The organism is Pseudomonas sp. 2FE (assembly GCF_005503735.1).
GTDB lineage: Bacteria > Pseudomonadota > Gammaproteobacteria > Pseudomonadales > Pseudomonadaceae > Aquipseudomonas.
Window position 1 is genome coordinate 192,140 of sequence record NZ_SCMO01000001.1, and the last position, 20,092, is coordinate 212,231.

The 20,092-nt window shown below is 61.2% G+C and carries 18 protein-coding genes; 16 read left to right on the forward strand and 2 right to left on the reverse strand.

What is annotated here, in order from left to right:
- Positions 1 to 53 precede the first annotated feature (53 nt).
- The 8 genes from dnaE (at position 54) to ispD (ending at position 11,127) form a co-directional block, all read left to right on the forward strand.
- Positions 54 to 3,575, forward strand: coding sequence for a DNA polymerase III subunit alpha (dnaE, locus tag FFS12_RS00915; protein ID WP_137885121.1), 3,522 nt, complete (start codon positions 54 to 56; stop codon positions 3,573 to 3,575).
- A 133-nt stretch (positions 3,576 to 3,708) separates the two neighbouring features.
- Complete coding sequence (locus FFS12_RS00920) at positions 3,709 to 4,659, forward strand: acetyl-CoA carboxylase carboxyltransferase subunit alpha (protein WP_137820472.1); 951 nt, start codon at positions 3,709 to 3,711, stop codon at positions 4,657 to 4,659.
- Positions 4,660 to 5,973 carry a tRNA lysidine(34) synthetase TilS gene (tilS, locus tag FFS12_RS00925; RefSeq protein ID WP_137885122.1) on the forward strand — a complete coding sequence of 438 codons (1,314 nt, stop codon included), beginning with the start codon at positions 4,660 to 4,662 and terminating at the stop codon, positions 5,971 to 5,973.
- A gap of 187 nt (positions 5,974 to 6,160) precedes the next feature.
- Positions 6,161 to 7,792 (forward strand): CTP synthase, encoded by a 1,632-nt coding sequence (locus FFS12_RS00930; protein WP_137820470.1) that lies wholly within the window; start codon positions 6,161 to 6,163, stop codon positions 7,790 to 7,792.
- Positions 7,789 to 8,634 carry a 3-deoxy-8-phosphooctulonate synthase gene (kdsA, locus tag FFS12_RS00935; RefSeq protein WP_137820469.1) on the forward strand — a complete coding sequence of 282 codons (846 nt, stop codon included), beginning with the start codon at positions 7,789 to 7,791 and terminating at the stop codon, positions 8,632 to 8,634. The genes FFS12_RS00930 and kdsA overlap by 4 nt, the downstream gene beginning before the upstream one ends.
- A gap of 155 nt (positions 8,635 to 8,789) precedes the next feature.
- The gene (gene eno, locus FFS12_RS00940) at positions 8,790 to 10,079 is read left to right on the forward strand and encodes a phosphopyruvate hydratase (RefSeq protein WP_137885123.1); all 1,290 of its coding nucleotides are present in this window, start codon (positions 8,790 to 8,792) and stop codon (positions 10,077 to 10,079) included.
- Positions 10,080 to 10,138: 59 nt separating this feature from the next.
- Positions 10,139 to 10,420, forward strand: coding sequence for a cell division protein FtsB (gene ftsB / locus FFS12_RS00945; RefSeq protein WP_137820467.1), 282 nt, complete (start codon positions 10,139 to 10,141; stop codon positions 10,418 to 10,420).
- On the forward strand, positions 10,417 to 11,127 hold the full coding sequence (gene ispD / locus FFS12_RS00950) for a 2-C-methyl-D-erythritol 4-phosphate cytidylyltransferase (protein WP_372239442.1): 711 nt from the start codon (positions 10,417 to 10,419) through the stop codon (positions 11,125 to 11,127). Before ftsB ends, ispD begins: the two co-directional genes overlap by 4 nt.
- A 77-nt stretch (positions 11,128 to 11,204) precedes the next feature.
- On the opposite strand, the gene FFS12_RS00955 is transcribed toward ispD, so the two are convergent.
- Positions 11,205 to 12,113 (reverse strand): LysR substrate-binding domain-containing protein, encoded by a 909-nt coding sequence (locus FFS12_RS00955; protein WP_137885124.1) that lies wholly within the window; start codon positions 12,111 to 12,113, stop codon positions 11,205 to 11,207.
- Positions 12,114 to 12,222: 109 nt separating this feature from the next.
- Here FFS12_RS00955 and FFS12_RS00960 point away from each other — a divergent pair, with 109 nt between their 5' ends.
- From FFS12_RS00960 to rpoS, 8 genes are all read left to right on the forward strand, one after another.
- Complete coding sequence (locus tag FFS12_RS00960; RefSeq protein WP_137885125.1) at positions 12,223 to 13,335, forward strand: S-(hydroxymethyl)glutathione dehydrogenase/class III alcohol dehydrogenase; 1,113 nt, start codon at positions 12,223 to 12,225, stop codon at positions 13,333 to 13,335.
- A 9-nt stretch (positions 13,336 to 13,344) separates the two neighbouring features.
- On the forward strand, positions 13,345 to 14,190 hold the full coding sequence (gene fghA / locus FFS12_RS00965; protein WP_137885126.1) for an S-formylglutathione hydrolase: 846 nt from the start codon (positions 13,345 to 13,347) through the stop codon (positions 14,188 to 14,190).
- Positions 14,191 to 14,256: 66 nt separating this feature from the next.
- Complete coding sequence (gene ispF, locus FFS12_RS00970; protein WP_137820484.1) at positions 14,257 to 14,730, forward strand: 2-C-methyl-D-erythritol 2,4-cyclodiphosphate synthase; 474 nt, start codon at positions 14,257 to 14,259, stop codon at positions 14,728 to 14,730.
- The gene (gene truD, locus FFS12_RS00975) at positions 14,727 to 15,785 is read left to right on the forward strand and encodes a tRNA pseudouridine(13) synthase TruD (RefSeq protein ID WP_137885127.1); all 1,059 of its coding nucleotides are present in this window, start codon (positions 14,727 to 14,729) and stop codon (positions 15,783 to 15,785) included. Before ispF ends, truD begins: the two co-directional genes overlap by 4 nt.
- Positions 15,773 to 16,522 (forward strand): 5'/3'-nucleotidase SurE, encoded by a 750-nt coding sequence (surE, locus tag FFS12_RS00980; RefSeq protein ID WP_137885128.1) that lies wholly within the window; start codon positions 15,773 to 15,775, stop codon positions 16,520 to 16,522. Before truD ends, surE begins: the two co-directional genes overlap by 13 nt.
- Positions 16,523 to 16,563: 41 nt before the next feature.
- Positions 16,564 to 17,199 (forward strand): protein-L-isoaspartate(D-aspartate) O-methyltransferase, encoded by a 636-nt coding sequence (locus FFS12_RS00985; RefSeq protein ID WP_171011814.1) that lies wholly within the window; start codon positions 16,564 to 16,566, stop codon positions 17,197 to 17,199.
- A 135-nt stretch (positions 17,200 to 17,334) separates the two neighbouring features.
- Positions 17,335 to 18,195, forward strand: coding sequence for a peptidoglycan DD-metalloendopeptidase family protein (locus FFS12_RS00990; RefSeq protein ID WP_256657239.1), 861 nt, complete (start codon positions 17,335 to 17,337; stop codon positions 18,193 to 18,195).
- Between the two features lie 105 nt (positions 18,196 to 18,300).
- A complete protein-coding gene (gene rpoS, locus FFS12_RS00995) occupies positions 18,301 to 19,305 on the forward strand; it encodes an RNA polymerase sigma factor RpoS (protein WP_137885131.1) in 1,005 nt (334 codons plus the stop codon).
- A 455-nt stretch (positions 19,306 to 19,760) separates the two neighbouring features.
- Here the strand turns inward: rpoS and fdxA are convergent, their stop codons facing one another.
- Positions 19,761 to 20,084, reverse strand: a complete 324-nt coding sequence (fdxA, locus tag FFS12_RS01000; RefSeq protein WP_137885132.1) for a ferredoxin FdxA — start codon at positions 20,082 to 20,084, stop codon at positions 19,761 to 19,763.
- Between the last annotated feature and the right edge of the window lie 8 nt (positions 20,085 to 20,092).

Here is a 20,092-nt window from a genome sequence, read left to right on the forward strand (position 1 = left end):
AAGGCCCGGTACAATCCGGGCCTTGTCGTTTTTGTGTTTTTCATAGGATCAGCATGTCCGCCACCTTTGTTCACCTGCGTTTGCACACCGAGTTCTCCCTGGTCGATGGCCTGGTGCGCGTCAAGCCGCTGGTCAAGGCCGCGGCGGCTGCGGGGATGCCGGCGGTGGCGGTCACCGATCAGCGCAACCTGTGCTCGCTGGTGAAGTTCTACAAGGCCGCCATGGGCGCCGGGATCAAGCCGATCTGCGGCGCCGACCTGTGGCTGGCGAGCAAGGATGAGGACGGCCCGCTTAGCCGCCTGACCTTGCTGGTGATGAATGCCAAGGGCTACCGCAATCTGACGGAGCTGATTTCCCGTGGCTTTATCGAAGGTCAGCGCAACGGCGAAGTGATCATCGAGCGCGAGTGGGTGAAGGAGGCGGCTGAGGGGTTGATCGCGCTGTCCGGGGCCAAGGAGGGCGAGATCGGCCTGAACTTGCTGGCCGGTAATCCAGAAGAGGCCGAGGCCTCATTGCGGGAGTGGCAGGCGGTCTTCCCCGAGCGTTTTTACCTGGAGCTGCAACGTACCAGCCGGGTCAACGACGAAGAATATCTGCACCTGGCGGTGGCGTTGGCCGAGCGTTGTGAGGTGCCCCTGGTGGCGACCAACGATGTGCGCTTTATCAAGCAGGGCGACTTCGAGGCCCATGAAACCCGCGTGTGCATCGGCGAAGGCCGGGCTCTGGACGACCCGCGCCGGGTACGGACTTACAGCGATCAGCAGTACCTGAAAACGCCCGAGGAGATGTGGGCGCTGTTCAGCGACCTGCCGGAGGCGCTGGAAAACAGCGTCGAGATCGCCAAGCGCTGCAATATCGAGGTGCAGCTGGGCAAGAGCTTCCTGCCCAACTTCCCGGTGCCGGAAGGCATGACCATGGACGAGTTTTTCCGCAAGGTCTCCTTCGATGGCCTGGAAGAGCGCCTGGCCGTGCTGTGGCCGAAAGACACCACGCCGAACTATGAAGCCAAGCGGCAGGTGTATGTCGATCGGTTGAATTTCGAGCTGGATATCATCATCCAGATGGGCTTTCCCGGTTACTTCCTGATCGTCATGGACTTTATCCAGTGGGCCAAGCGCAACGGCATTCCGGTCGGTCCTGGGCGTGGCTCGGGCGCCGGTTCGCTGGTGGCCTATGTGCAGAAGATCACCGACCTCGACCCGCTGCAATACGACCTGCTGTTCGAACGTTTCCTCAACCCGGAACGGGTCTCCATGCCCGACTTCGATATCGACTTCTGCATGGATGGTCGCGACCGGGTCATCGAGTACGTGGCGCAAACCTACGGGCGCAACGCGGTTAGCCAGATCATCACCTTCGGCACCATGGCGGCCAAGGCGGTGGTGCGCGACGTGGCGCGGGTGCAGGGCAAGTCCTACGGCCTGGCCGACCGTCTGTCGAAGATGATCCCGTTCGAAGTCGGCATGACCCTGGAAAAGGCCTTCGAGCAGGAGGAGGTGCTGCGCGACTTCCTCAAGGTCGACGAGGAAGCGGCGGAAATCTGGGAGATGGCCCGCAAGCTCGAAGGCATCACCCGTAACGTCGGCAAGCACGCCGGGGGCGTGGTGATCGCGCCGACCAAGCTGACCGACTTCTCGGCGATCTATTGCGACGACGAGGGCGGCGGCCTGGTAACTCAGTTCGACAAGGATGATGTGGAAGCCGCCGGCCTGGTGAAGTTCGACTTCCTCGGCCTGCGCACCCTGACGATCATCGACTGGGCGCTGAAAACCATCAATCGCGAGCGCGCCAAGGTGGGTGACGGGCCGCTGAACATCGATTTCATCCCGCTGGATGACAAGCCGACTTACAGCCTGCTGCAAAAAGCCGAGACCACCGCGGTATTCCAGCTGGAATCGCGCGGCATGAAGGAGCTGATCAAAAAGCTCAAGCCGGACTGCCTGGAAGACTTGATCGCACTGGTGGCGCTGTTCCGTCCTGGCCCGTTGCAGTCAGGCATGGTGGACGACTTCATCAACCGTAAGCACGGCCGCGCCGAGCTGGCCTACCCGCATCCGGACTACCAGTACGATGGGCTCAAGCCGGTGCTGCTGCCGACCTACGGGATCATCCTGTACCAGGAACAGGTGATGCAGATCGCCCAGGTGATGGCCGGTTATACCCTCGGTGAGGCGGACATGCTCCGGCGTGCCATGGGTAAGAAGAAGCCCGAGGAGATGGCCAAGCAGCGCGGCGGTTTCATCGAAGGTTGTGCAAAGAACAACATCGACGCGGACCTGGCCGGCAACATCTTCGACCTGGTGGAAAAGTTCGCCGGCTACGGCTTCAACAAATCCCACTCGGCGGCCTATGGTCTGGTTTCCTACCAAACCGCTTGGTTGAAAACCCATTACCCGTCGCCGTTCATGGCCGCGGTGCTGTCGGCGGATATGCACAACACCGACAAGGTCGTGACCTTGATCGAAGAGTGCCGCAGCATGAAGCTGCGCCTCGATGCGCCGGATGTGAACAGCTCGGAGTTCAAGTTCACGGTGAATGACGATGGCCGCATCGTCTACGGCCTGGGCGCGATCAAAGGCGTCGGTGAGGGGCCGGTCGAAGCGATTGTCGAGTCGCGTCAGGACGGGCCGTTCAAGGATTTGTTCGACTTCTGCGCACGGGTCGATCTGAAGCGCATCAACAAGCGCACCACCGATGCGCTGATTCGCAGCGGTGCGCTGGATCGTCTCGGGCCGTATTTCCACGACGAGATCAAAGCCTACCAGGCCAATATCGACCGTAACCGCGCAGTGCTGCTGGCGGCGATGGAGGAGGCGATTCAGGCCGCTGAGCAGACCGCCCGCAGCCATGACAGCGGGCATGCCGACTTGTTTGGCGGGTTGTTCGCGGATAGCGAGGCGGACGTCTACGCCAATCACCGGCGGGCGAAAGAGCTGTCACTGAAAGAGCGCTTGCGCGGTGAGAAAGAAACCCTGGGGCTGTACCTGACCGGTCACCCGATCGATGAGTACGAGGGTGAAGTACGTCGCTTCGCGCGCCAACGGATTATCGATCTGAAGCCGGCGCGGGACTCGCAGACGGTGGCAGGGTTGATCGTCAACCTGCGGGTGATGAAGAACAAGAAGGGCGACAAGATGGGCTTCATCACCCTGGATGACCGCTCCGGGCGGATCGAAGCCTCGCTGTTCGCCGATGCGTTCCACTCGGCCCAGGCGCTGCTGCAAACCGACGCCCTGGTGGTGGTCGAGGGTGAGGTCAGCAACGACGACTTCTCCGGCGGCCTACGCCTGCGTGCCAAGCGCGTGATGAGCCTCGAGGATGCCCGAACTTCGCTGGCGGAGAGCCTGCGGGTGCGGGTGCAGAGCGATGCGCTGAAAGGCGATCGGCTGCGCTGGCTGGGCGAGTTGTGCAAGCGTCATCGCGGCGCCTGCCCGATCACCCTGGACTACACCGGCAGCGAGGCCAAGGCGTTGTTGCAGTTCGGTGAAGGCTGGCGGATCGACCCGGCGGACAGCTTGATTCAAACATTGCGTGACCAGTTCGGGCGCGACAACGTCTTTTTGCACTACCGCTAACGCGCGAGGGGTAACCCACCGCGTTAGTCTCGACACTTTTAATCTCGACCTGAATGCGCCTGATCCCGTAAGGTAAGGCGCTAAACGGACTCAGCCGCCCGGCCGCTTGGCCGTCGACGCAAGACGGATGACTATGAACCCGAATTTTCTCGATTTCGAACAGCCGATCGCCGATCTGCAAGCCAAGATCGAAGAGTTGCGCTTGGTCGGTAACGACAACTCGCTGAATATCGGCGATGAAATTGCTCGCCTGCAGGACAAGAGCAGCACGCTGACTGCCAGCATCTTCGGCAATCTCAGCAGTTGGCAGATCGCCAAGCTGGCCCGCCATCCGCGCCGGCCTTACACCCTCGACTACATCGAACACATTTTTACCGAGTTCGATGAATTGCACGGTGACCGGCACTTCTCCGATGATCCGGCGATTGTCGGCGGTGTGGCGCGTTTGAACGATCAGCCGGTCATGGTGATCGGTCACCAGAAGGGTCGCGAAGTGCGCGAGAAGGTTCGGCGCAACTTCGGTATGCCGCGCCCCGAAGGCTATCGCAAGGCCTGCCGTCTGATGGAGATGGCCGAGCGTTTCCAGATGCCGATCCTGACCTTCATCGACACTCCGGGCGCGTATCCAGGCATCGACGCGGAAGAGCGTGGCCAGAGTGAAGCCATCGCCTGGAACCTGCGGGTGATGGCACGGCTGAAAACCCCGATCATCGCCACGGTGATTGGCGAGGGCGGTTCTGGTGGCGCGTTGGCGATTGGTGTCTGCGATCAGCTGAACATGCTGCAGTACTCGACCTACGCGGTGATCTCGCCGGAAGGTTGCGCCTCGATTCTGTGGAAAACCGCCGAAAAAGCGCCGGATGCCGCGGAAGCCATGGGCATCACCGCCGAGCGCTTGAAAGGCCTGGGCATCGTCGACAAAGTCATCGACGAGCCGCTAGGTGGTGCCCACAGCGCACCGGCTGTGGCGGCCGAGTCGATCCGCAAGGAGCTGACGGCGCAGTTGAAGTCGTTGCAGAAGCTCGATACCGATGCGCTGCTGGCACGCCGCTATGAGCGCCTGATGAGTTACGGCGTCGCCTAAGTGGACCTGTCTGCCAGGTTGCTAGCGCGCCTAGCGCCCTGGCGTGATGCGCCGGCTTGGCGCGTCGCCTTTTCTGGCGGGCTCGATTCCACCGTTCTGCTGCATCTCCTGGCACGCCTCGCCAAGCGCGAGGCCTTGCCGCCACTCTCCGCTATCCATATCCATCACGGCCTGCAGGCCACGGCTGCTGCGTGGCCGCTGCATTGCCAGAAAGTCTGTGCGGAACTGGGGGTGCCTTTACAGGTGCGACATGTGCGGGTCGCGACGAGCGCCAGTCTGGAGCGTGCCGCTCGTGAGGCGCGCTATGCGGCGCTCGCCGAGTCTTTGGCCGATGGCGAGGTGCTGCTGACGGCTCAGCATCGCGATGATCAGGCGGAAACCCTATTGTTCCGCCTGCTGCGTGGGGCGGGCGTGCGTGGCTTGGCGGGTATGCCGAGTAGCCGACCGCTGGGGCGCGGGTGGCTGTTGCGGCCGCTGCTGGAGTACTCGCGCGCTGAGTTGGAAGCCTATGCCCATGGGCAGGGGCTGAGCTGGGTGGAGGACCCGTCTAATCGCGACCCTCGATTTTCCCGCAACTATCTGCGTCATCGGGTGTTTCCGCAGCTAACAGCCCACTGGCCGCAAGCCGTGGTGACGTTGGCGCGTAGCGCGGCACATCTGCGCGAGGCGCAGGGCCTGCTGGATGAACTGGCCGAGCTTGATCTGGCTATTGCGCAAACGCCGTCGGCCTTTCCCTGGTTGCCATTGCCCTCGCTGGCGCTGGAGCCGCTGTTGGCTGTGTCGGCGGCGCGCCAACGCAATGCTCTGCGCCATTGGCTGACGCCGCTGACGCTCTTGCCGGATAGCGAACATTGGGCCGGTTGGGAAGATTTGCGTGATGCGGCCGTGGATGCCGCGCCGGTCTGGCGTCTAGCCCAGGGCGAACTGCGCCGGGCCGACGGACGGTTGTGGTGGCTAAGCGGCGACTGGTTGCAGAAAGAGCACCAGCCGCTGTCTTGGCGTGATTGCAAACAACCGCTAACGCTGCCCGGCAATGGCTGCTTACGCGTGCAAGGGCGGGGGCCGACAGGCGAGTTGCGGGTGCACTATCGCCAGGGTGGTGAGGTGCTGCTACTGCCGGGTCGCGGCCATCGCGATCTCAAGCGGCTGCTTAACGAGGCGGGGCTGCCCGCTTTTGTGCGTGGCCGATTGCCGTTGCTCTATTGCGCCGACGAGTTGCTCGCGGTCGCCAACCTACCGGGACTGAGTGGGCCCGCCGAGGGGAGTTGGCAACTGATCTGGCAGCCGCCGACGAATGACCAAGGTTTGAGCTGAAAGGCCCTTTCCGGTAGACTACGCTCCCGTCTCATACAGCTTCTGCAGACTCCTTCGGAATCGGTGGATGGCTTTCAATTTTCAAGGCAGCGCCGGTTAAGGTTCTGCTGGTAATGGGTGGGCCCAGGCCTTCCTTCGCTTTCCCCGGCGGCGCTGACCGCTTAAACGCAGACTTCTAGGGTTTTTCATGACGCGCTACATATTCGTCACGGGCGGTGTTGTTTCTTCATTGGGGAAAGGCATCGCCTCGGCTTCATTGGCGGCTATCCTGGAGGCGCGGGGCCTGAAGGTCACCATGCTCAAACTGGACCCTTACATCAACGTCGATCCGGGCACCATGAGCCCGTTCCAGCACGGTGAGGTGTTCGTCACCCACGACGGCGCCGAGACCGACCTCGACCTGGGTCACTATGAGCGGTTTATCCGCACCACCATGACCAAGAGCAACAACTTCACCACCGGCCGCGTCTACGAAGACGTGCTGCGTAAAGAGCGCCGGGGCGATTACCTGGGCGCGACCATCCAGGTGATTCCGCACATCACCGACGAGATCAAGCGTCGCATCATCAAGGGCGCCGGCGATGCCGATGTGGCCATGGTGGAGATCGGTGGCACCGTGGGTGACATCGAGTCGCAGCCGTTCCTCGAGGCGATCCGTCAGCTGCGGGTGGAAGTGGGCGCCAAGCGCGCCATGTTGATGCACCTGACGCTGGTGCCGTATATCGCCACCGCCGGCGAGACCAAGACCAAACCCACTCAGCATTCGGTGAAGGAGCTGCGCTCCATCGGCCTGCAGCCGGACGTGCTGATTTGCCGCTCCGACCATCCGATCGATATGGCCTCGCGGCGCAAGATCGCCTTGTTCACCAACGTCGAAGAGCGCGCGGTGATCGGCCTGGAAGACGTCGACACGATCTACAAGATTCCTTCCGTGCTGCATGCCCAAGGCCTGGACGATTTCGTCGTCGAGCGCTTCGGTCTGGAGTGCGGCGGTGCCGATTTGTCCGAGTGGGAGCGGGTAGTCGATGCCAAGCTGAACCCGGAAAAAGAAGTCAGCATCGCCATGGTCGGCAAGTACATGGAGTTGCTGGATGCTTACAAGTCGCTGATCGAAGCGATGAGTCACGCCGGTATCCAGAACCGCACCAAGGTCAACCTGCGTTACATCGACTCGGAAGACATCGAGCAGCAAGGCACCGGCCTGCTGGAAGGCGTTGACGCCATTCTGGTGCCGGGTGGCTTCGGTCTGCGCGGCGTCGAAGGCAAGATCACCACGGTGCGTTATGCCCGCGAGAACAAGATTCCTTACCTAGGCATCTGCCTGGGTATGCAGGTCGCAGTCATCGAGTTCGGCCGCAACGTGCTGGGCTGGAGCGATGCCAACTCCACTGAGTTCGACAAGGCCAGCGGCCATCCGGTGGTCGGTCTGATCACCGAGTGGGAAGACGCGGCCGGTAGCGTCGAGACCCGCACCGAGGCTTCCGATCTGGGTGGCACCATGCGTTTGGGCGCCCAGGACTGCCAGCTGGAAAACGGCTCGCTGGTGCACGATTGCTACGCCAAGGACGTGATAGTCGAGCGTCACCGTCACCGCTACGAAGTGAATAACCACCTGCTGCCGCAATTGCAGGCCGCCGGCTTGAAGGTCACCGGACGCTCCGGCGATGGCGCCCTGGTCGAAGTGGTGGAAGCACCGGATCATCCGTGGTTCGTCGCCTGCCAGTTCCACCCGGAGTTCACCTCCACGCCGCGTGACGGTCACCCGTTGTTCAGCGGTTTTGTTAACGCGGCCCTGGCGCAGAAGGCGAGAAAGGCATGACCCAGAAAGTCATCCGCGTTGGCGCTATCGAAATCGCCAACGACAAACCTTTTGTGTTGTTCGGCGGCATCAACGTTCTCGAGTCGCGCGATCTGGCCCTGAAGACCTGCGAAGAATATGTGCGGGTGACCGAAAAGCTCGGTATTCCCTACGTCTTCAAGGCCAGCTTCGACAAGGCCAATCGCTCCTCGGTCAGCTCCTTCCGTGGTCCCGGCCTGGAAGAGGGCATGAAGATCTTCGAGGAAGTGAAGAAGACCTTCGGCGTGCCGCTGATTACCGATGTCCACGAGCCCTATCAAGCGGCGCCGGTGGCGGCGGTGTGCGACATCCTCCAGTTGCCGGCGTTTCTGTCGCGGCAAACCGACCTGGTCGTGGCCATGGCCAAGACCGGCGCGGTGATCAACATCAAGAAAGCCCAGTTCCTCGCGCCCCAGGAGATGAAGCACATCCTGGCCAAGTGCGTGGAAGCCGGGAATGACCAGTTGATCCTCTGTGAGCGCGGTTCCAGCTTCGGTTACAACAACCTGGTGGTCGACATGCTCGGCTTCGGCATCATGAAGCAGTTCCAGTACCCGGTGTTCTTCGACGTGACCCACGCCCTGCAAATGCCGGGCGGGCGTGCCGACTCCGCCGGTGGCCGCCGTGCCCAGGTCACCGATCTGGCCAAGGCCGGCATGAGCCAAGGTCTGGCGGGGCTGTTTCTCGAGGCCCATCCAGACCCGGACAACGCCAGGTGCGACGGCCCCTGTGCACTGCGTCTGGACAAGCTGGAACCCTTCCTCGCTCAGCTCAAGGCGTTGGATGAGCTGGTGAAGAGTTTTCCGCCGATTGAGACTGCCTAAGCGGGTCATTCTTCGGTAAAGTGCCGCTCGGACGAGCTCTGACCCGTGAGTCAGATAGTCGTCGTAGCCGGCTCGATTCGTTTTGAACATTCGCAGACGGTAGCGCCAACTTCTCTGCAGCGCCGTTTTCGTCAAATTTTGGAGTGCTAATAACAATGGCAAAGATCGTCGACATCAAGGGTCGTGAGGTTCTCGACTCCCGTGGCAACCCCACAGTAGAAGCGGACGTGATCCTCGACAACGGTATCGTTGGCAGCGCCTGTGCGCCGTCCGGTGCTTCCACCGGTTCCCGCGAGGCGCTGGAACTGCGTGATGGCGACAAGAGCCGTTACCTGGGCAAGGGTGTGTTGAAAGCCGTGGCCAACATCAATGGCCCGATCCGCGACCTGCTGTTGGGCAAAGACCCGGTCGATCAGCAAGCGCTCGACCGCGCGATGATTGCCCTGGATGGCACCGAGAACAAAGCCACTTTGGGCGCTAACGCGATCCTCGCCGTATCCCTGGCCGCCGCCAAAGCCGCTGCCCAGGCCAAGGGCGTGCCGCTCTACGCGCATATCGCCGACCTCAACGGCACGCCGGGCCAGTACTCCATGCCGGTGCCGATGATGAATATCATCAACGGCGGCGAGCACGCCGATAACAACGTCGACATCCAGGAATTCATGGTCCAGCCGGTTGGCGCCAAGACGTTCGCCGATGGTCTGCGCATGGGCACCGAGATTTTCCACCACCTGAAGGCCGTACTGAAGGCTCGTGGTCTGAGCACTTCGGTGGGTGACGAAGGCGGTTTCGCGCCGAACCTGGCGTCCAACGAAGACGCGCTGGCGGCCATCGCCGAAGCCGTGGCCAACGCCGGCTACAAGCTGGGCAGCGATGTGACCCTGGCGCTGGACTGCGCTTCCAGCGAGTTCTTCGAAGACGGCCAATACGACCTGGCCGGTGAAGGCAAGGTGTTCGACGCTGCCGGTTTCGCCGATTACCTGGCCGGGCTGACTCAGCGTTATCCGATCATCTCGATCGAAGATGGTATGGACGAGTCCGACTGGGCTGGCTGGAAGGTGCTGACCGACAAGATCGGCGCCAAGGTGCAGCTGGTTGGCGACGATCTGTTCGTGACCAACACCAAGATCCTCAAGGAAGGCATCGACAAGAGCATCGCCAACTCGATCCTGATCAAGTTCAACCAGATCGGTACCTTGACCGAAACCCTGGAAGCCATCCAGATGGCCAAGGCGGCCGGCTACACGGCGGTGATCTCGCATCGCTCCGGTGAAACCGAAGATTCGACCATCGCCGACCTCGCCGTGGGTACCGCTGCCGGTCAGATCAAGACCGGTTCGCTGTGCCGCTCCGATCGCGTGTCCAAGTACAACCAATTGCTGCGCATCGAAGAGCAATTGGGTGAGAAAGCACCGTACCGTGGTCGCGCCGAGTTCCGCGGTTAAGCCGGGAATGGTAAAAGGGCAGCGCAAGCTGCCCTTTTTGTATGGATACCTTTCGCCAAATGGCTAAATCACCTTATGGGTTATTCGTCGCGCTGATCCTGCTGTTGGCGGGCCTGCAGTATCGCCTCTGGGTGGGCGACGGCAGCCTGGCGCAGGTCACCAGCCTGCAACAGCAGATCGCCGAGCAGAAAGGTGAAAACGAGCGCCTGCTCGAGCGTAACCGTATCCTCGAAGCCGAAGTGATGGAGCTGAAGCAGGGTATGGAGACAGTCGAAGAGCGTGCCCGTCACGAGCTCGGCATGGTTAAAGAGGGCGAGACCCTCTATCAGTTGACCGAATGATCTCCTCTGTCATTCCTGCCTTCTGGGCGCTGATTCCTGCTGCGGGGGTGGGCGCACGGATGGGCGCCGACCGCCCCAAGCAATACCTTGAGCTGGCCGGAAAAACCATTCTCGAGCATACCCTGGCCTGTTTCCTCGGACATCCGCAGTTGCGCGGCTTGGTGGTGAGCCTGGCCAACGATGACCCCTATTGGCCACAGCTGGATTGCTCGCGTGACTCGCGTATCCAGCGCGCCGAGGGTGGCGTCGAGCGGGCCGATTCGGTGCTCAACGGCTTGCAGCGGCTGGCCGAGCTGGGTGCGGGCGACGGCGATTGGGTGCTGGTGCATGATGCCGCGCGGCCAAATTTGTCGCGTTTCGATCTCGATCTGCTGCTCGCCGAACTAGCCGATGATCCGGTCGGTGGCCTGCTCGCCGTGCCGGCGCGCGATACCCTGAAACGCGCCGGCGCCGATGGCCGGGTGGCGGAAACCATCGACCGCTCGGTGATCTGGCAGGCTTTTACGCCGCAGATGTTTCGCCTCGGTAGCTTGCAGCGCGTATTGGCCGATGCCTTGGTTTCCGGTGTGCGGATTACCGATGAGGCCTCGGCGATCGAATGGGCCGGTCAGGCGCCGCGTTTGATCGAGGGCCGCGCCGACAACCTCAAAGTCACCCGGCCGGAAGACCTGGAGTGGTTGCGTCAACGCTGGTCGCAAAAACGCTGATCAACCATAGGGCGGCCTCGGTCGTGAAGCGACCAGCCCGCCATTGTCGGGGTGGCGTACTGCTTCGCGAGTACGCCCTACGGTCGCTCGGCCAGGGCGTTCGAATATTCTGCCCGCTCGGCCAGTCCGGTTTTCAGATGATCGACTAACTGCCGCACCTTCGGCGACAAGTGCCGCTGCTGCGGATACAGCGCCCAGACTGCAGTATTCGGCGGCTGATGGTTTTCCAGTAACGATATCAGTGCAGCGCTTTTCAAGTGTTCCTGCACGTAGTAGTCCGGCAACTGGCACAAGCCCAGGCCGCGCAATGCCGCGTCCAGCACCGCTTGGCCGCTGTTGCAGCGCCAGTTGCCTTGCACCCGCTGCGAAGATTCGCGACCGTTCTGCTGAAAGCTCCAGGTGTCACTGCTGCCGATCAGGCAATTATGCCGACCCAGTTCCGACAAGCTGTGCGGTCGGCCGTAGCGTTCCAGGTAGGCAGGCGCCCCACACAGGTACATGCGCCGCGGCGCCAGGCGCGTAGCAACCAGGCGCGAGTCCTGCAGGCGACCCAGGCGAATCGCCAGGTCCAGCCCTTCCTGCAGCAGGTCCAGGGTGCGATTGCTCAGTTCGATGTCCACCCGTAGCTGCGGATGGCGGGCCATAAAGTCGGTCACCAGTGGCACGATAAAACGCTCGCCATAGGCCACGGCGCAAGTCATGCGCAACAATCCTTTGGGCTCACTGGTTAGCTCGCCGACCGCGCGCAGGGCTTCTTCGCGGGCATCCTGCAAGCGCTGGCAATGCTGCAAAAAGGTCTGCCCGGCTTCGGTCAAGGCCACGCGCCGGGTGCTGCGGTACAGCAGGCGGGTTTGCAGACGCTCTTCCAGTCGGGCGATCTGCCGGCTGATGTGTGATGAGGATACGCCGAGGCGTTCGGCGGCAGCGGTGAACTGGCCGCATTCGGCCACGGCGACAAACTCGTCCAAGCCTTCCCAGCGATTCATGGTGGTTGATTATCCCTGTATGGCAATAATGTTTTGCTTTGCCGTGGATTATTAATCAAAAGGCGCTGATCTACACTCTACGCATCGTTTTAACCGCCGGAGAACCTCCATGATCAAGTCACGTGCCGCCGTTGCCTTTGCGCCCAACCAACCACTGCAAATCGTCGAAGTCGACGTTGCGCCGCCCAAGGCTGGCGAAGTGCTGGTGCGAATCGTGGCCAGCGGCGTTTGCCACACCGATGCCTACACGCTGTCCGGTGCCGACCCGGAGGGCATCTTCCCGAGCATTCTCGGCCACGAAGGCGGTGGCATAGTCGAGGCCATCGGCGCCGGCGTGACCTCGGTAGCGGTGGGTGATCACGTGATCCCGCTGTACACCCCGGAATGCGGCAAGTGCAAATTCTGCCTGTCCGGCAAAACCAACCTGTGCCAGGCGATCCGTGCGACTCAGGGCAAGGGCCTGATGCCCGACGGCACCAGCCGTTTCTCCTATCAGGGCAAGCCGATTTTCCATTACATGGGCACTTCGACCTTCTCCGAGTACACCGTGCTGCCGGAAATTTCCCTGGCCAAAATCCCCAAGGAAGCGCCGCTGGAAAAGGTCTGCCTACTCGGCTGTGGCGTCACTACCGGTATCGGCGCGGTGCTGAATACCGCCAAGGTCGAGCCCGGCGCGACCGTGGCGATCTTCGGTCTCGGCGGGATCGGCCTGTCGGCCATCATCGGCGCGACCAAAGCCAAGGCCGGACGGATCATCGCCATCGATATCAATCCGGCCAAGTTCGAGATCGCCAAGCAATTGGGTGCGACCGACTGCATCAATCCGAAGGATTACGACCGGCCGATTCAGGACGTGATAGTCGAGCTGACCGATGGCGGGGTCGACTACTCCTTCGAGTGCATTGGCAACGTCAATCTGATGCGCGCGGCCTTGGAGTGCTGCCATAAGGGCTGGGGCGAGTCGGTGATTATCGGCGTCGCCGGTGCCGGCCAGGAGATTGCCACTCGGCCGTTCCAGTTGGTCACCGGGCGCGTTTGGCGCGGCTCGGCCTTCGGCGGCGTACGCGGGCGTACCGAGCTGCCGAGTTATGTGGAAATGGCGCGCACCGGTGAGATCCCCTTGGATACCTTCATCACCCACACCATGGGGCTGGAAGATATCAACAAGGCGTTCGACCTGATGCACGAAGGTAAGAGCATTCGCTCGGTCATCCACTTCTAAGGTGCGGCCATGAGTCTGGAAAATCTCTCTTGCCAGAAAAGCTTCGGTGGCTGGCATAAGCGTTACCGGCACCGTTCAGAGGTGCTCGGTTGTGACATGGTGTTCGCCGTCTACCTGCCGCCGCAGGCCGAGCAGGGCGCCAAACTGCCGGTGCTGTATTGGTTGTCCGGGCTGACCTGCACCGATGAGAACTTCATGCAGAAGGCTGGCGCCCAGCGCCTGGCTGCCGAACTGGGGTTGGTCATAGTCGCGCCGGACACCAGCCCGCGCGGGCCGGACGTGCCGGGTGATCCGGACGGCGCCTGGGATTTTGGTCTGGGTGCCGGCTTTTACCTGAACGCCACCCAGGAGCCCTGGGCGCGGCATTATCGGATGCACGATTATGTGGTGCAGGAGTTGCCGGCGCTGATCGAGGCGCACTTCCCGGTTTCAGCCAAGCGGGGTATCAGCGGTCACTCGATGGGCGGGCATGGGGCGTTGGTGTGCGCGCTGCGTAACCCCGGGCGCTATCAGTCGCTGTCGGCCTTCGCGCCGATCAGCAGTCCGTCGTCCTGCCCTTGGGGCGAGAAGGCGTTTTCGCGCTATCTCGGTGAAGAGCGTTCGCGTTGGCGCGAGTGGAATGCCTGCGCGCTGCTGGCGGAGGCTACGGAGAAGTTGCCGATCCTGGTGGACCAGGGCGATCGCGACGATTTCCTCGTCAATCAGTTGAAGCCCGAGGCGTTGGAGGCTGCCGCAAAGGCGGCCAGTCACCCGCTGACGCTAAGGCTGCAGCCGGGCTACGACCACAGCTATTACTTCATCGCCAGCTTTATCGACGAGCATTTACGCCATCATGCGCAGGCCCTGAAAGGCTAACGTCGGCCAAAGCGGTTAGAATCGGGCCCTGACTTTTCAGGGCCCGATTTTTTCATGAGCAGCTCAATGCGTATTGGCCACGGCTACGATGTGCACCGCTTCGGTGAAGGCGACTTCATTACCCTCGGCGGCGTGCGTATTCCCCACCCATTCGGGCTGGTCGCCCATTCCGATGGCGATGTGCTGCTGCATGCGCTCAGCGATGCCTTGCTCGGTGCGGCGGCGCTGGGCGATATCGGCAAACACTTCCCGGATACCGATCCACAGTTCAAGGGCGCGGATAGCCGGGCACTGCTGCGTCATGTGCTCGGCTTAGTGCAGGCCAAAGGCTGGAAGGTCGGCAACGTCGACGCCACCATCGTCGCGCAGGCACCGAAGATGGCGCCGCATATCGAGGCGATGCGCGCGGCGATTGCCGCCGATCTGGCAGTCGAACTGGATCAGGTGAATGTGAAAGCCACGACCACTGAGAAACTCGGCTTTACCGGCCGTGAAGAGGGCATCGCCGTGCATGCGGTCGCCTTGTTGGTGGCCCTATGACCGAGTTCGAACTGCTGGGTCCGCGAGCCCATGGTGAAGCCGTCGGCCGCGCGGTACTGAAAGCCACGGCGGAAGACTTCCAGGTCGATGAAGTGCTGGATATTCCATTGGCCGGAGAGGGCGAGCACCTCTGGTTGTGGGTGGAAAAGCGCGGGCTGAATACCGAGGAAGCCGCCCGCCGACTGGCTCGCGCCGCCGGTGTGCCCTTGAAGATGATCAGCTATGCCGGCTTGAAGGATCGTCAGGCGCTGACCCGCCAGTGGTTCAGTCTGCATCTGCCGGGCAAGGCCGACCCCGACCTGTCTGCCGCCGAAGGCGAAACCCTGAGCATCCTCAAGGTCGCGCGGCACAAGCGCAAGCTGCACCGCGGGGCGCATGCGGCGAATGGTTTTACCTTGCGTTTGACCCAGCTGAGCGGCGATCCCGCTGCCCTGGAAGCGCGTCTGCAACAGATTGCGGCCCAGGGGGTGCCGAATTACTTCGGCACCCAGCGCTTTGCTTATCAGGGCGGCAATGTCGTGCAGGCGCGTGATTTCGCCAGTCGCAAAGAGTTGCCCGAGCAACGCAACCTGCGTTCACGCTTGCTCTCGGCGGCCCGCAGCTACTTGTTCAATCAGGTGCTGGCAGCCCGTGTGGCGGATGGCAGTTGGCAGCACGCACGGGTGGGGGATCTGCTGGCCTTCACCGATAGCCGCAGTTTTTTTCCTGCGGGTGAGGCCGAATGCACCGATCCGCGTCTGGCGATTCTCGATCTGCATCCCACGGGGCCGATGTGGGGCACGGGTGAGTCACCGACGACGGGGGCTGCCTATATCTTGGAGCAGGCGGTCGCTGAACATGAGCCGGCATTGCGCGATTGGTTGATCGCAGCAGGCATGGCGCACGAACGGCGCATCCTGCGCCTCCCCATTGGCGGTTTGACGTGGCATTATCCCGAGTCTGACATTCTGCAACTGGAATTCGTCCTGCCGGCTGGATGCTTTGCCACCGTAATGGTGCGTGAGCTCGTCGATCTGCTGCCGGCAGGGCAGACGGATAACCCATGCGTATTCTGATTTCGAACGACGACGGAGTGACGGCACCCGGCCTCGCCGCGCTGCATGCCGCGCTGGTGGATTATGCCGAGTGCACGGTCATCGCCCCGGATCAGGACAAGAGCGGCGCAAGCAGCTCCCTGACCCTCGACCGTCCGTTACACCCGCACTACCTAGCTAACGGTTTTATCAGCCTGAATGGCACTCCTACGGATTGCGTTCATCTGGGCCTTAACGGCCTGCTGGAACCGGTGCCGGAGATGGTGGTGTCGGGTATTAACCTGGGCGCCAACCTGGGCGATGATGTGCTCTATTCCGGTACCGTGGCGGCTGCCCTGGAGGGTCGTTTCATCGGCCGGCCGGCATTCGCTTTTTCGCTGTTGTCGCGCCAGCCGGACAACCTGCCGACCGCCGCCTACATTGCGCGTAAGTTGGTAGCCGCTCACGATAAACTCGATCTGCCGCCGCGCACCGTGCTCAATGTGAACATCCCTAACCTGCCGCTGGAGCATATCCGCGGCATCCAACTGACCCGCCTCGGTCACCGTGCCCGCGCGGCGGCGCCAGTCAAGGTGATGAATCCGCGCGGCAAAGAAGGCTACTGGATCTCGGTAGCCGGCGATGCCGAGGATGGTGGGCCGGGTACGGATTTCCATGCGGTGATGCAGGGCTATGTATCTATTACTCCGCTGCAGCTGGATCGTACTTTTCATGAGGCCTTCAGGGGCCTCGACAGTTGGTTGGAGGGCCTACTCTGATGGCTCGTGGGCAAGACGATTTGCAGCACCGCGGCATAGGCATGACCTCGCAGCGCACCCGCGAGCGATTGATTCAGCGGCTGTACGAAGAGGGGTTGTCCAACCCCCGGGTGCTCGAAGTGATTCGCCGTACCCCTCGGCATCTGTTCGTCGATGAGGCGTTAGCGCATCGCGCCTATGAAGATACCGCCTTGCCCATCGGGCATAACCAGACCATCTCCCAACCCTATATGGTCGGGCGCATGACCGAGCTGCTACTGGCGGCCGGGCCCTTGGATAAGGTGCTGGAGATCGGCACCGGCTCGGGTTATCAGACGGCGGTGTTGGCTCAGCTGGTCGAACGGGTGTTCTCGGTCGAACGCATCCAGGTGCTGCAAGACCGTGCGAAAGAACGGCTGAGCGAACTCAACCTGCGCAACGTGGTCTTTCGCTGGGGTGATGGCTGGGAGGGCTGGTCGGCGCTGGCGCCCTACAACGGTATCATCGTGACTGCGGCAGCGGCCGAGGTGCCGCCGGCACTGCTCGATCAACTGGCTCCTGGCGGGCGTTTGGTGATTCCAGTCGGCGCGGGGGATGTGCAGCAACTGCTGCTGATTGTCCGTGAAGAGCATGGTTTCTCTCGGCATGTACTGGATGCGGTGCGTTTTGTGCCGCTGCTCAACGGTCCCTTGGCCTGATTGTTGGTGCGGCTAGATTCAAGAAACATCGCTAATTGTTGCGCGCCAAGGGTATCGCCAGACGTGCGGCGGGCTGCGCCGAATAATTTCTGCACAATAACGACCATGAATAGTCACCGGGAAAGGGAGAGGCGGGTGAGTCTCACAGCCATTCGGCAGCGGATTTGCATCAGTGGCGTACAGCGTCTACTGAGTGGCCTTGTCCTCAGTGCGCTATTGGCCGGTTGTAGTAGTTCGCCGTCTAGCACCGTGCAGGTGCTCGATCGCAACAACAAGCGCGCGGCATCCACCCCGCAACGCCAAGCCGTAACCAGCGGGCAATACGTGGTGCAGCGTGGGGATACGCTCTATTCGATCGCCTTCCGCTTCGGCTGGGACTGGAAAGCGCTGGCTGCGCGCAACAACATTCCTGCGCCCTATACTATTCGGGTGGGGCAGGCGATTCGCTTTGATGGCAAGTCACGCGGCGGACAATCGGTCGCGGCCGCGACTCCGCTGGTAGTGAGGTCATCACCGGTCAAGACGCCAGCCGTGCCAGAGCCAGCGGCGCCGGTTAACCGCCCGATTCAGGCGCCTGTCGTGCAGTCAGCAGCCAATACGTCGGTGCAAGCAGTAAGCCGCTCGGCCTCGGGTTGGGCATGGCCTGCCGGCGGTGCTTTAATCGGGCGTTTTTCCTCAAACGGCAGTTTGAATAAAGGAATTGATATCGCTGGTGAATTAGGACAGCCTATTTTAGCTGCGTCTGATGGTTCCGTGGTGTACGCCGGGAGTGGTTTACGGGGCTACGGCGAGTTGGTGATCATCAAGCATAGCGATACCTACGTAAGCGCCTACGGCCACAACCGCAGGCTTTTGGTACGGGAGGGGCAGCAGGTCAAAGGAGGGCAGACGATTGCCGAAATGGGTTCCACAGGAGCCGATCGAGTGAAACTCCACTTTGAGATTCGCCGTCAGGGTAAACCTGTAGATCCGCTGCAATTCCTGCCTCGCCGTTGATCAGCTGTCAGCCCGCGCCACCATGTAGGAGGACGGGCTCAGGTGTTGCCAGGGAAACAAGGCGCCGCCGGAGCTTGCTGTCGAACTCAGCAAGGGACAAAAAAAATGGCACTCAACAAAGAAGCGCCGGAGTTTGACTCAGATGATGAAGTGCTGCTTATGGAGCCCGGCATCGTCTTGGAGGAAGTGCTCAGTGAGGAGTCCAATACTCCTAGCAAACGCACCAAGTCCAAACACTCCACCTCACCTAAGCAACACAAGTACATCGACTACACTCGTGCGTTAGACGCAACTCAGCTGTACCTCAACGAAATCGGTTTCTCCCCCTTACTTACTCCCGAAGAGGAAGTGCACTTCGCGCGGTTGGCGCAGAAGGGCGATCCGGCTGGGCGTAAGCGCATGATCGAAAGTAACCTGCGCCTGGTGGTGAAGATCGCTCGACGTTACGTTAATCGCGGCCTGTCACTGCTGGACCTGATCGAAGAGGGCAACCTTGGCCTGATTCGAGCGGTGGAGAAGTTCGATCCTGAGCGCGGCTTCCGTTTCTCGACTTACGCCACCTGGTGGATTCGGCAGACGATCGAGCGGGCCATCATGAATCAGACTCGGACGATCAGGCTGCCGATTCATGTGGTCAAGGAATTGAACGTTTATCTGCGCGCTGCCCGTGAGCTGACGCAAAAGCTCGACCACGAACCCTCGGCCGAAGAGATTGCCAATCTGCTGGAAAAACCCGTCGGCGAGGTCAAGCGCATGCTGGGGCTGAACGAGCGCGTGTCCTCTGTGGATGTCTCCCTCGGGCCAGACTCCGACAAGACGCTGCTCGATACCTTGACCGATGAGCGCCCGACCGACCCTTGCGAGCTGTTGCAGGACGATGATCTATCGCAGAGCATCGACCAGTGGCTGTCGGAACTGACCGATAAGCAGCGTGAGGTCGTGGTACGGCGCTTTGGGTTGCGCGGCCATGAAAGTTGCACCCTGGAGGAAGTTGGCCAGGAGATTGGTCTGACCCGCGAGCGAGTGCGGCAGATTCAAGTGGAGGCGCTCAAGCGTCTGCGTGAAATTCTGGAGAAGAACGGCCTGTCGGGCGACGCTCTGTTTCAGTAACTGTTTAACGCTCCAACAGAAACCCGGCTTCGGCCGGGTTTTTTATGTGGGGTCTTGTAAGTGATTGCTTACAGGTGGTGTAAGTGATTAGAGGGAAGGTCCGCCAGCCTGTGGCCTGATGTGATCGATTACTTTAGTCAAGTTATTGATATTTATAATTTTATTTTTATATTGGGCACGCGATTGAGCGGCTTCTAGGTGTTTTGCCTGGCTTGCTGCTGTCAGGGATATCGCTACTATCACACCTGTGTCTAGGGAATGACACGGGCTGACTAGGATGTTGGTTGGGAACATCGCGGGAAGCGATTCATCAGGACGATGAGTTGGGAAAGAAAGGGAGTAGGGACAAAAGAGTGGGCGGGTCATACCGCCCCTTTTTTTGCCTGTAGAAAAGTAACAGGCAAAAATGCGAAAGGCCCGCCGAAGCGGGCCTTTCGCATTCAAGTCTGCAGCAATCAGCGTTCCAGCTGTTCCAGCTTGTTCTTGACGCCATCCCACTCTTCGGCGTCGGCCAGTGCTTCTTTCTTCTCGGTGATGTTGGGCCAGATTTCAGCCAGATCACAGTTCAGCGCGATAAATTCCTGCATGTCCTCAGGCACTTCATCTTCCGAGAAGATGGCCTGGGCTGGGCACTCGGGCTCGCAGAGTGCGCAGTCGATGCACTCGTCCGGGTGGATCACCAGGAAGTTCGGGCCTTCGTAGAAGCAGTCCACCGGACAGACTTCCACGCAGTCGGTGTATTTGCACTTGATGCAGTTGTCGGTGACGACGAAGGTCATTTCTAATT

What these genes read in the sequence shown, in the direction of transcription:
- dnaE (WP_137885121.1), top strand. Translation starts at nt 54, where the DNA reads ATGTCCGCCACCTTTGTTCACCTGCGTTTGCACACCGAGTTCTCCCTG.
- FFS12_RS00920 (WP_137820472.1), top strand. Translation starts at nt 3,709, where the DNA reads ATGAACCCGAATTTTCTCGATTTCGAACAGCCGATCGCCGATCTGCAA.
- FFS12_RS00930 (WP_137820470.1), top strand. Translation starts at nt 6,161, where the DNA reads ATGACGCGCTACATATTCGTCACGGGCGGTGTTGTTTCTTCATTGGGG.
- kdsA (WP_137820469.1), top strand. Translation starts at nt 7,789, where the DNA reads ATGACCCAGAAAGTCATCCGCGTTGGCGCTATCGAAATCGCCAACGAC.
- eno (WP_137885123.1), top strand. Translation starts at nt 8,790, where the DNA reads ATGGCAAAGATCGTCGACATCAAGGGTCGTGAGGTTCTCGACTCCCGT.
- ftsB (WP_137820467.1), top strand. Translation starts at nt 10,139, where the DNA reads ATGGCTAAATCACCTTATGGGTTATTCGTCGCGCTGATCCTGCTGTTG.
- ispD (WP_372239442.1), top strand. Translation starts at nt 10,417, where the DNA reads ATGATCTCCTCTGTCATTCCTGCCTTCTGGGCGCTGATTCCTGCTGCG.
- FFS12_RS00955 (WP_137885124.1), bottom strand. Translation starts at nt 12,113, where the DNA reads ATGAATCGCTGGGAAGGCTTGGACGAGTTTGTCGCCGTGGCCGAATGC.
- FFS12_RS00960 (WP_137885125.1), top strand. Translation starts at nt 12,223, where the DNA reads ATGATCAAGTCACGTGCCGCCGTTGCCTTTGCGCCCAACCAACCACTG.
- fghA (WP_137885126.1), top strand. Translation starts at nt 13,345, where the DNA reads ATGAGTCTGGAAAATCTCTCTTGCCAGAAAAGCTTCGGTGGCTGGCAT.
- ispF (WP_137820484.1), top strand. Translation starts at nt 14,257, where the DNA reads ATGCGTATTGGCCACGGCTACGATGTGCACCGCTTCGGTGAAGGCGAC.
- truD (WP_137885127.1), top strand. Translation starts at nt 14,727, where the DNA reads ATGACCGAGTTCGAACTGCTGGGTCCGCGAGCCCATGGTGAAGCCGTC.
- surE (WP_137885128.1), top strand. Translation starts at nt 15,773, where the DNA reads ATGCGTATTCTGATTTCGAACGACGACGGAGTGACGGCACCCGGCCTC.
- FFS12_RS00985 (WP_171011814.1), top strand. Translation starts at nt 16,564, where the DNA reads ATGACCTCGCAGCGCACCCGCGAGCGATTGATTCAGCGGCTGTACGAA.
- rpoS (WP_137885131.1), top strand. Translation starts at nt 18,301, where the DNA reads ATGGCACTCAACAAAGAAGCGCCGGAGTTTGACTCAGATGATGAAGTG.
- fdxA (WP_137885132.1), bottom strand. Translation starts at nt 20,084, where the DNA reads ATGACCTTCGTCGTCACCGACAACTGCATCAAGTGCAAATACACCGAC.